The sequence below is a fragment of the Kaarinaea lacus genome (genome assembly GCF_975902315.1).
Map to the genome: position 1 here is coordinate 1 of NZ_CDLKIE010000255.1, position 11,242 is coordinate 11,242.

At 43.4% G+C, this 11,242-nt stretch carries 9 protein-coding genes and 1 pseudogene; 8 read left to right on the forward strand and 2 right to left on the reverse strand.

Going from position 1 to position 11,242, the window contains the following annotated elements; translation table 11 throughout:
• A partial coding sequence (locus tag ACWVCM_RS07900) for a hypothetical protein (protein WP_455201188.1) occupies positions 1-720 on the reverse strand: 720 nt, incomplete at its 3' end.
• 505 nt (positions 721-1,225) lie between these two features.
• On the opposite strand from ACWVCM_RS07900, the gene ACWVCM_RS07905 reads away from it, so the two are divergent.
• From ACWVCM_RS07905 to ACWVCM_RS07940, 8 genes and pseudogenes are all read left to right on the forward strand, one after another.
• A complete protein-coding gene (locus ACWVCM_RS07905) occupies positions 1,226-2,092 on the forward strand; it encodes a DUF3025 domain-containing protein (protein ID WP_455201189.1) in 867 nt (288 codons plus the stop codon).
• Between the two features lie 119 nt (positions 2,093-2,211).
• A complete protein-coding gene (locus ACWVCM_RS07910) occupies positions 2,212-3,444 on the forward strand; it encodes a hypothetical protein (RefSeq protein WP_455201190.1) in 1,233 nt (410 codons plus the stop codon).
• A gap of 143 nt (positions 3,445-3,587) precedes the next feature.
• Entirely contained in the window at positions 3,588-4,157 is a 570-nt protein-coding gene (locus ACWVCM_RS07915) for a c-type cytochrome (RefSeq protein WP_455201191.1), read from the forward strand.
• 274 nt (positions 4,158-4,431) lie between these two features.
• A complete protein-coding gene (locus tag ACWVCM_RS07920) occupies positions 4,432-4,989 on the forward strand; it encodes a glycine zipper 2TM domain-containing protein (RefSeq protein WP_455201192.1) in 558 nt (185 codons plus the stop codon).
• A 591-nt stretch (positions 4,990-5,580) separates the two neighbouring features.
• Positions 5,581-6,492 (forward strand): hypothetical protein, encoded by a 912-nt coding sequence (locus ACWVCM_RS07925; protein WP_455201193.1) that lies wholly within the window; start codon positions 5,581-5,583, stop codon positions 6,490-6,492.
• 680 nt (positions 6,493-7,172) lie between these two features.
• Positions 7,173-7,406, forward strand: a pseudogene (locus ACWVCM_RS07930) (tetratricopeptide repeat protein); the annotation flags it as partial.
• 209 nt (positions 7,407-7,615) lie between these two features.
• On the forward strand, positions 7,616-8,779 hold the full coding sequence (locus ACWVCM_RS07935; protein ID WP_455201196.1) for a tetratricopeptide repeat protein: 1,164 nt from the start codon (positions 7,616-7,618) through the stop codon (positions 8,777-8,779).
• 39 nt (positions 8,780-8,818) lie between these two features.
• Positions 8,819-9,907, forward strand: a complete 1,089-nt coding sequence (locus tag ACWVCM_RS07940) for a hypothetical protein (RefSeq protein ID WP_455201194.1) — start codon at positions 8,819-8,821, stop codon at positions 9,905-9,907.
• 72 nt (positions 9,908-9,979) lie between these two features.
• On the opposite strand, the gene ACWVCM_RS07945 is transcribed toward ACWVCM_RS07940, so the two are convergent.
• Complete coding sequence (locus ACWVCM_RS07945; RefSeq protein WP_455201195.1) at positions 9,980-11,158, reverse strand: DesA family fatty acid desaturase; 1,179 nt, start codon at positions 11,156-11,158, stop codon at positions 9,980-9,982.
• Positions 11,159-11,242 lie beyond the last annotated feature (84 nt).

Below are 11,242 nucleotides of genomic sequence, written 5' to 3' on the forward strand. Positions count from 1 at the left end.
ACCGCCACCGCCTTCGACAGTGGTCGTTGTTGAATTGTTTAAAATTGAATTGTTATCAATATCAATATTTGATCCAGCTATTCCCTGTACAAAAATTCCACCAGGGTTATTACCACTGGTATCATGATTATTGGCGATCGTGGAATTGTGAATTTTAAATTCACCATCGACATCGGCGGCATAAATTCCTGTCGCATCACCGTCCGTGATAGAAACATTGTTAATATAAGGCAGCACGTTATTAACATAAATTGTGCCGTTGGACGGATTTTTACTGAAACTCAGTCCGCCACCGGATTCGAGGTTAACATACTCAAGAATAGAACCACTCTGATAGACACCATTGTTAAACGTTGCTGATCCAAAAGCGGGATTCCAGAATTCAATAAAACGCCATTGTCCCGTAGGACTAAAAGATTTAAAAGTAATTGGATTATCAGCCAAACCACGGGCAATCAGCGTTCCCTCCACGCGAAGGGCAATAGGCCCATCAAACTCGACGATCACGCCCGGTTCTATAGTGAGTGTCACGCCACCAACGACGCTGATGTCATTAATTGGAGTGTTAACGTCAGGAGCCCTAATGATCCAGGGATTACCACTGGCGGTCCAAGTTGTATCCTGGCTAATTGTCGCGCTGACAACATCGGCGAAAGAATTTGTAGAGACAACCAATAAAACGACGGCAATGAAAATACGACGCAGATACTGATGAAACATGCTTTTGAAATTCCTGAATTAACCTTTGTGAAAACAGCCAGTGATGGAGGCTTGATAAACGATCCTTCGTTATGCACATTCGCTGATGCAAATAAACTTGAATGGTCGCCAATCAGGCAGTGAATAGTCGAATGAAGTACGTACGTATAGATTAAACCAAATTCCCCACTGCGTGGCTACTAAAATTTTATATAGGTCCCATAATATCAATCACATATATAGGAAAATTTATACAGCACTAACGAGTATACGAATCTAAGCTTTCTATATTAACGACTCAACTACGTAGTGTGCGCCGGCAGCAATTCTACGCTGGCGATCCCACACGAATGACTGATCTAATTGGCGGTCATTCCTGGATATTAATCCAGCGAAAACATCACATTTTACGAACAAGCTTCTATAGTAAGTACCAATAAGCATATTGCGCTATTGAAAAACTTCACAACTGACGCTAATTACGTATATAATACAATAAGTTACAAATTTTTCTTAACGTATTTTCATGATCACGCACAGTAATGACACCTGGGATAATCAGTTCCTGTCAAAGCATCCCGCTTTCTGGCCTCTCATTCCCTTTGCACAGGCATTCACCCAGTCGCATGCTGACTGGCCAAATTTGCAGGCGTATCAGCACTATTTTGAAGCCGGTACCGGTGAAAGATGCTCTGCAAACGCTATGCCGTTACGGTTTGTTGAACAAGGTCACAAATCAGCGCGATTTGAAGATGGTTACGAACCACGCATTTATTTAAAAGGGGAAATTCAAACCCGACAACACAACTGGCATGACTTTTTTCAAGTGATGGTCTGGCGCATGATGCCAAATACCAAAACGATCATTAACCAACTGCATTACCAGGCGCTAAAACAGCGGGCCAATACCACCCCTGATCAACGGCTGCGTGGCTCGATGGAAAATGCGCTCACACAGTTTGATGAATGCGGCGCCGTAATTTTGTCATCCCGACCGGAATTGTTGAAACTGGTTCGTAACTTTCAATGGAAGACGCTTTTTTGGCAACATCGCAGTGAAGTTAATCAACACCTCAAGTGCATCGTATTCGGGCACGCCATGTATGAAAAAGCGCTCAATCCGTATATCGGAATGACAGCACACAGCATTCTACTGACCGTTGATCAGGCGCTTCTTGAGCAAACAACGGAAGTCCTCGTTTCTGAAACTGACGACCGGTTAACACATTTATTTTTAGCCGGGCACGTGATTACATCACCCCAGGATTTTTCGCCATTTCCTTTGTTGGGTATGCCGGGATGGGATACGACAAATGATGAAGAATCGTACTATGACAACACAAATTATTTCCGCCCTGGCAGACGCCATAAAACCTGGTTCACTGTTTTATAATCCCACGCCCCACCGATAGATGTTCTGTGATTGCATTCACAGCAACTATTCCTGAATCCATTTTAATTACAGGTATACAACAATACTATTTATTCTCCACAGGCAAAGGGATATTTGTAATGATACTGAATAAACTTCGGTCACTAGAAGCTGGCTATTTGTGGCAACAAATTTACAAACAGGCGCAGAAATTTCCAAACCTGTATGCAGCACTGGTTCTCTTCGTAGCACTTATCGGGTTTGCCTATCTTCTATTATTTCCCACGTTGATGCTCATGGGTATGTGGACGCTTGGCGCTTATGTCATCACAGGTTATACGTTTGGGGATATTTTCCATCTGGCAATTTGGGCATGCATCACCGGCATTTCAGCAATCAATACGATTTACCTGGTAAAAATTAAATTCCGTGACACAGAAGGTATTCCCCTGGAGCCTCAGTTTGCCGGTAATCTCCACAGCCTGCTCAACAGTTTCAGTCATGAAGCGCGCATTCCTCGAATTGACAACATTGTCGTTAGCGAACAGCTCTCAATCGACCTCGTCAAAACACCAGTGGCACCTGTACCTTTGTGGTCTAAAAATACTTTGGTGATTGGCCTGCCGCTGATGCAATGCCTCTCGCCTGATTATTTCAAGTGCGCTGTAATACGCAAATTATTGCAATATACCAAGCATCGTCACTGGCTGATCAAATGGTTGCACCAGCTACGCAACGTTTGGATGTTATATCTGAATATGTTGTCAGCTAATGTTACAACCAGCAATTTTGCACTGGCTATTTTCTTTCATTTTTACGCGCCACTCTATCGAGACCTTGCCACCCCTATCGCCCATCGAAACGAACTCGAAGCTGATCTTGATTCTTTACAATATATAAATGATGAAGATTTACTGCAAACCATCGAAACCATCATTGTGGCAAAAATTTACCTCGATCAACAATACTGGCCGAAGCTTGAAAAACTCCTCAAGGAAAACCAGGATAACTCAGTCGAGCCATATTCCAATCTGGAAAACGTATTAAAATCCGGTTTAACGACAAAAAATACCAAGCGCTGGCTTGACTCAATATACCGAGATGAATCACATAAAATGAAAGCAATCCCAAGCCTGCGGGCACGAATGTATAACATTGGTCGAAGTAGAATCCGTATTCCTGAAAGAATAGAAGCGACCGCAGCCAATGCTTACCTGGACAAGGATTACGCTTATTTTATCAATGGTGCAAACCACCTCTGGATGCGACGTAAGAATTGCGCACACCTTAATACGACCGCCAGGGACCGCAATGTGAGCGCGGAAAATAGCACTAAACCACCCTCTTCTTTTTCGACCAACGTATTTCAGTAATCAGTTTGTAAGCACTTACTCTCGGACAGGGAAGTCCCTTTTTATACCTGGCAATTATGATCATAAGTTGAATTGCCATCTATACTGACTATCATTACCCATGCGGATTTAATTTTTCTAACGCCATTATGGGAATTGATAATATGAATAGAACACTGACACTCTGTAAATCGCTCATCATATCAGTATTTATCATGTTCATTTTGGTCGCTTGCGGTGAAGAGAAGCAATCAGCAACCACCGCAGATAAATCTACGGCACCCGCAGCAGCATCAGAACAAACACAGGGCAAACCAGAAGAAGTTGAAGCACAGGCTACAGCAGAACCAATAACCGCGCCAAAGCCTGAAGCTGCCGACACACAAGCTTCGAAATCCGAACCGGTTCAAGCCGAACCTGTCCAGGAAAAAACACCCACCCAGGCGAGTACTGCACTTCAACAGGACGATATGCTGGCTTTAGCAAAAAAAAGTGGCTGCATGGCCTGTCATGCTGTTGACAGGAAAATTGTCGGACCTGCCTGGAAAGATGTCGCAAAACGTTATTCCGGAAATGCTGCTGCGAGAGACCAGCTAATTGAAAAAGTTTCAAAAGGTGGAAAAGGCAACTGGAGCGAGGTTGTAGGGTCCGCCGCAATGCCGCCTTATTACCCACGCGTTAGTAAAGAAAACATCGGCAAGTTAGTTGACTTTGTTTTGTCGCTGCCTGAGTAATTAAAAATGAACTGCCAATCTGATTTGAACGCGTGTTTATAGCAAATCAGCTTCCAGAGAATTTCATATACCCGTTCAGGCACAATTCAGCTTGAGAACCTGAATTCAGGTTCAATTCATCTTATCACCCGCAATTCATTAAAAACGTTCTAGAATTTCGTAAAACTTCCGACGGTTTTCGATTTAGCCAGCGTTAATTAATACAACGGTTACCATTTTTAACGCTAACTTTCTAAGTCAACTTACTTATTCAAAATTCCGTGAAGGAGGCTTTATGAATAACATCAATAAAGTAATGCTTGTTATTACAACTTCACTGACACTTGTTTTTTCTTCATTGGCCTTTGCTGATCACAAACGACATGCACACAAACAGAAAGAACATGTCCGATATGCAAAGGTTATACATGTTAAACCGATTTACCGAAAAGTACGGGTAGTTTATCCGGAGCAACAATGCTGGCGCGAAGAAGTAAAAAAACCAGTCACGCGACGCGTAAACCACGCTTCACCTGAGGCGGTAGTGTTGGGTGGATTTATTGGCGGAGTGATTGGCCATGAACTCGGCAAAAATAATAATCCGGAACTGGCTACCGTGGCGGGTGCTCTCATCGGTTCAACACTGGTACATAACGCCAACACGCAATACTACCGCACGGGCGAATACCGGGTTTACCAACGCCGCCATTGCCGTACTGAAAATCACTACCGAACCGAAAGACAACTCAAGGGTTATCGGGTTACCTATCGATACAGAGGTGAGTTATATACTACGCGTATGAAACATCACCCGGGAAAACGCATCCCGATTGATAGAGGTCGTTCCCATTAGAAAACGTGACCAGGTATTTGATAACCGCCAGCCGCGAGTCGGCTGGCGGAGCTGACTTATTCTATCAATTCACCTTGTTGAAACTCTCCCCCTCCGCCTCGCCTTATGTCTGGCTTTTTATGCGAACCACATCCGCGTAATGACATCATTTCAAACTGAGTGTTTTTGATTTTCGCGAACGCGAAATCTACTCCGGAGCCATGGTTGCAAAACATCCACATAAGCCAGCACAAATACCCACATTGCAGACGCAACCAAATATAACGCGTCTCTATAACGCGTAATTGCACTTAGTCACCGGCGCCAGGAAAATAATGACACATAATCAGCATCAGAATTGTGCGTCTTGCTGACAATCGCGCCATATCGAATTTATTATTTTTAATAATAATGAGCAGTGACGATATGTCTGCAAGCTGCTTTCCCAGTAAACATAAAACCGGTATCATATTGTTTTTTCAACAATCATTGCAGCACAGATCTCATATGATAAGTTTAGGCACGCTAGTTCCTACTACCTGTCGTCCGGTTCATGTAAAATTCTGGCAAGTGTTAATAAAGAATTATCTTATTCCTCATTAGGTTATTTTGATGAATTCCAACGAATTATCCCACCAGGCATCATTATTTCGCAGCGTACACTTTCGCTCAATACAGCTCGCGATATTCCTGGTTGGCCTCGCGGCCATGATTGTTTCCGGCTGGTATTTAATAGAGGGAATGCTGCACTTTGCGGGTGATGATACATCAAAACGCGTTTTCATTGCCGCGGGCATAATATTTCAGATTACGGAATCTATCTGTTTTATCTCCGCAGCCGCATTAAGCAGTAAACATCTTGCCTGGCGGCTTTCGCTTTTCCTGTTAGGTTGTATCTTGTTTTTCTTCAGTATTACCGTCATGACCCTGGCGCAAAAAGCCACCCTGCAAAGTGGTGAAAATGAAACTTCTGCTCTGAATGAACAAATTGCAGCAACAAAATCTCAAATAGCAAGCCTGGATGAAATGATTGCGGCCTACCGTTTAAATGCAGAAAAACAAAGTAAATCTATCTACGCCAATAGCCGGGAACTGGGCCAGGATTCCCTGAATCGAGCCACTGAGCTGGAGACGAAAAAATTTGATTTATCGGAGAAGCTATACACTCTCAGCAGTGCGCGGAAGCAAACATCCAGTGATTTTTTTGGTCAACTGGAGTCGATTGTCGATTACCCGGCCCTGCAGATGGAGTTTTATTTTTTAATATCGAGATCATTACTCCTGGAACTTTGCGGTATCTTTTTATTGTCGTTTGCGGCTTATTTGAAATTACCGAAACACATCCCGCATTTTGAAGCTACCAGTAGCCAGGTGACTCAACTAAGAAAAACAACTGACAGGCAACAACCGTTGTTCACTCGTAATCCGGCAAGAGAGTCAAACAGCTCCCTGGTTAATAGTGGCCATTGGGCCAGCTCGCACATTCAATCCTTAAAAAAGAAAAACGAGCCGCACGACAGCTAGCCTGAAAACGCTTCGCTTAAAAACAGTTCCCTGCGAATAATTTGGTTGCGGTTATTTTTTACCCAAAACCATTGCTGCTGTCTGGTTAGCGCAGCTCATTAATTATACATTTCCATTGTAATATCGCTTTCAGTAACAGCCCTGTTTCAGATGGAATCCCAACCAGCCACCTAATCTTCATTCCTGCTTATTTTTATAGTATTTGTGATTTTCTTATTTGCTATTCATTTCAGTCGCTTAAATAAAAATCTACCGCGTTTACTAAGCCGCTTATTGACTGGGAAAGTTTATTCTATTCAGGTATTGCTAATTTTTATTTTTAGCATAATACTAAGTTGCTAAGCAGGGTCGAGGCACTTTGAAAAAATACGAAGAAAAATCTTAATAATAAGCAAAAACTTTAAGCAGCCACATTCGATTTGCTCTCCTTAGTCACTACTAATCATTCGTATTGGTCTGCGTATTTTTTTGTCCCCCTGTTTACACCTAACCGCTGACAGACATGGAGGGGATGTCTTTTGTTTAAATGGATTTTGCGGCTACAGGATGTGTTCAAGCTTAGATTCCTATGGCTTAGTTGCTTATGGACTGTATATTGCGGATTTACATACATCTGCATTTCACCTGTCGCTAAAGCCGCGAGCAGTGTTCAATCCTTCGACACATCCATTGATTACACCATGCACCGCCTGGCAACGGAGTACAATGATCCGTCAGCGCAATACCTGGTTGGGCGGAATTACCTGAAAGGAAAATCCGTTGAAAAAAATGTACAGGAAGCGATTAAGTGGTTCGAAATGGCGGCCAAGCAAAACCATATCCGGGCCCAGTACCAGTTAGGCAAAATCTACTTATATGGCGAGGGCGTTAAGGCTAATCTAAATTACGCCCACTATTTTCTTAACAAGGCCGCTGAAAAAAATCATCTCGATTCACAATATGAATTGGGAAACTATTATCTTCAGGTGTACCCTGAAGATAATAGTTTCCCAATTCACAATATGAATTGGGAAACTATTATCTTCAGGGTACACCTGATAAACGCCAATATGCCAAAGCCATCAAATGGTTCCGGCACGCAGCAGCAAGAGACCACGTTCGATCGCTCTATATTTTGGGTAAAATGACCTATGAAGGTCTAGGTACTGATCCTGATCCTGCCGAGGCACTGCGATTGCTGAACCTGGCGGCAGAAAACGGATTGCTGGAAGCAACACACTACATCAATCGAATTGAAACGACTAATCCTGAACACCTCACATTAATTAAAAACCTCGATGAAAATCGCAATGCTGACTTATCCAAAGTTTTAGACAGCAGCACTTCCCGTGAAACTGATAAAAGCCCCAATGACTATTATCGGTTGGGATTAAGCTATCTAACCGGCGATGACGAGGAAGTACAGCTGGAAAAATCTGCACAATATTTTCAGAAAGCGGCAGACAAGCATCACGCGAAAGCCCAGTACCAGCTCGCCAAACTTTACAAACAGGGTATCGGAGTTAAACAAAACGAAAGCCTGTATCGAAAGTGGCTGGGAAAAGCAGCCAGTGCAGGTGTACAAAGCGCCGTTCGGGAGCTGGACTCATTACAGCCGCAGGAAAAAACCCAGCTGAAAAAGGCCAATCCTGCTGAGCCCAGCTTAAGCTATGCCCGTGGTTTAAATTACTTAACCGGAAATGGTGTGGCTAAAGATCCCGTAAAAGCAGCTCAGTTATTTATGGATGCTGCGATGCGCAACCACCCCAAATCCCAATATCAACTGGGCATCATGTATGTTGATGGAATCGGATTAAGCCGCGACACCGAACAAGCGAAACAATGGCTGGAAAAGGCCGCCAGTGCTGGATTGGTAGATGCACGGACTGTGCTAGACAGCCTGGCGCCAAAAAAACAAAAAACAAAAGTACTCCCCATTACATTGGCAATCAAACAACCAGAATCTGACAAGGACACCAACGGTCAACTTTTTTATCCAAAAGACTCACCAAATTCAAGCCTGATCGACAAGGCGAAACAGGGTGACACTACTGCACAATACAGACTCGGAATGAATTATCTCAAGGGGCAGGAAGGATTTCAGCGTGATATTGGGCTAGCTGTTGTCTGGCTGGAAAAGGCCGCCAACAATGGCGAGGTAAAATCACAGTATCAACTTGGCAGTTTATTTCAAAAAGGACTGGGCGTCGAAAAAAGCAATAGTACCGCTATTATGTGGTATCGCAAAGCGGCAAATCAGGGACACCGAGAAGCCAGGAAGCGTTTAGGTGGTTGCCGTATTTGTTAGAAAATTGATTGTAAAATAACACTAATAAAGGGATTTATAATGAAACGCATACTCACTGCAGGCATAATCTGCCTGTCTGGTTTGAGCTTCACGTCACAGGCGGTAGAGTTTAGTGTATTCGGTGATGTTCAGTTTGTCTCAGGTCTGGAAGATGAAAACAACTTTGCGCTTGGCTCGGTGGATATTGTTACCCAGCACAACCTCAGCGAAAAAACTTACGCCATCGTCGATTTACTTTTCGAAATCGATCAAAATCATATCGAAACCGAAGTAGAACGCCTGTCAATTAATCATACCTTTTCTGAAAAATTTGAAATTGGTGTGGGACGCTACATGAAACCCCTCGGCTTCTGGAATCATAATTTTGTCCACGGTTCATTGGCTCAACATACGGTCACTCGCCCTTTCCTCATTGAGATAGAAGAAACGGAACGTGGGTTTCTTCCCTCTCATTTAATTGGCCTGTTAATGGGCGGCGAAACAGATAACTGGACTTACCAGTTTTCGGTGGCCAACGCAGATGGTGTTGATTCTTCTGATGTCGTAGACGGTACCGGTCCAGCTTCTGTGTTTCCGCTCAATAACATGGCGCCGGGGAATGACATCACGCTTTTTTTACGAACGACCTACCGCGTCACCGATAGCATTGAACTGGGCTTTATGGCCAGTTCACATAATTATACCGAGGCCAGTGATACAGGCCTGGTTAAAACTGGCGAAGTACTTTTTGAACAGAATTTTGTTGCCCTGGATTTCAGTTATTTCGGCAACTATTTTTATACCTTTGGTGAGTATTATTACAGCCAGTACGAAGACAGTCCGGATCTGACGGGTGGTGGCTTAACGCCTAATCCTGACACGTATAATGCCACCGCCTACTATATTCAATTGGGTTACCATATCACTAATAACTTAACAATTGTCACCCGTTATGAATCACTGGAATACGACGATAATGCGACACTGTTTCTGTCGCAGGCTATAGTGCAACAGACAGAAGCACTGCTTGGTCTAAATTTACTACTGGAAGAAAGCCATGCTTTGCGATTTGAAGCAAAACAAATAGAACCGGAAGTGGGTAATTCAGAAACGGTTTATTATGCACAATGGTTTTTCTATTTGCTATGATGATAAAAAAACCGCTTTGGATAATGTCAAAGCGGTTTCGAATATTTATCCTGAATATCGTGACTTTAAATATCAGGCAGGCTGCAAGGAATACCCTCGTAATGCATGCGCAAAATCTTCCAGCACTTTAATGCCAGTCTGCTCTGCTTGAGCACACCACTCCTGGAGTTTTGCAACGCGTTTTGTCTGATTTTCTGTTGAACGCGCCCATATTTCCTTGAGCTTCTGTTTATACTGATAAACAGTTTCCAGAGTATTACTTTCACTCAGGGCTTCCTGCAATACCGCTTTCGCACGCACATCCAGTTTAATATCTTCCCTGATCATAAAACGCCTGGCTTTTTTGAAAACTTTGTTAAGATAGTTACTGGCATTTTGTCGTTCCTGTTGAATAACAGGTCGAATTACCTTACGCCCATACAGCGCCATAACATCCACTCGATTTCTCACCACTGCTTTTACTGTATCAAGGTCAACCTTTACTTTGCTGGCATCAAATTTACACTTTGGCGCGACGGTACGCACTTTGGCCAGCCTCAGTAATTGCATCATCTGGATATAAAACCAACCAATATCAAACTCCCACCATTTATTGGATAAGCGTGCTGAGGCAGCATAGGCATGGTGATTATTATGAAATTCCTCACCACCAATCAGGATGCCAACGGGCATGATATTGCGGGCAGCATCTTTCGTTTCAAAACTTCTGTAACCCCAATAGTGGCCAATACCATTGATAACACCAGCAGCCCAGAATGGAATCCATAACATTTGAACAGCAAAAACAGTAATTCCCAATGCACCAAACAGCAATACATCAATGACCGCCATCAGCGAGATGCCCAGATAAGGGTAAGGACTGTAAATGTTTCGTTCCAGCCAGTCATTGGGGGTTCCATGGCCGTAGTTGCGCATGGTTTCCTCGTTACCTGCTTCTGCGCGATACAACTCGGCGCCTTTCCATAGCACGGTTTTTAGTCCACGGGTTTGCGGACTGTGAGGATCTTCTGGTGTTTCACATTTCGCATGATGTTTTCGATGAATGGCCACCCATTGTTTGGTAACCATTCCCGTTGTCATCCATAACCAAAAGCGAAAAAAATGACTAACGATGGGATGTAAGTCCACAGAACGATGTGCCTGGTGGCGATGTAAAAAAATCGTCACTGCTGCAATCGTAATGTGTGTCATTACTAATAAAGCGATGAGTGTTTCTAACCAGGTAAAACCTGTTAATCCGTTTAAGGGCACCAAGAGTCCATGATTGATTCCCTGCACTCTGTAATGCAAGGGATCCCATCACTATTTCTTCCAATAAAGAAATGCAATTTGTGA

Coding starts and splice junctions, on each gene's coding strand:
- ACWVCM_RS07905 (WP_455201189.1), top strand. CDS start 1,226: ATGATCACGCACAGTAATGACACCTGGGATAATCAGTTCCTGTCAAAG.
- ACWVCM_RS07910 (WP_455201190.1), top strand. CDS start 2,212: ATGATACTGAATAAACTTCGGTCACTAGAAGCTGGCTATTTGTGGCAA.
- ACWVCM_RS07915 (WP_455201191.1), top strand. CDS start 3,588: ATGAATAGAACACTGACACTCTGTAAATCGCTCATCATATCAGTATTT.
- ACWVCM_RS07920 (WP_455201192.1), top strand. CDS start 4,432: ATGAATAACATCAATAAAGTAATGCTTGTTATTACAACTTCACTGACA.
- ACWVCM_RS07925 (WP_455201193.1), top strand. CDS start 5,581: ATGAATTCCAACGAATTATCCCACCAGGCATCATTATTTCGCAGCGTA.
- ACWVCM_RS07935 (WP_455201196.1), top strand. CDS start 7,616: ATGACCTATGAAGGTCTAGGTACTGATCCTGATCCTGCCGAGGCACTG.
- ACWVCM_RS07940 (WP_455201194.1), top strand. CDS start 8,819: ATGAAACGCATACTCACTGCAGGCATAATCTGCCTGTCTGGTTTGAGC.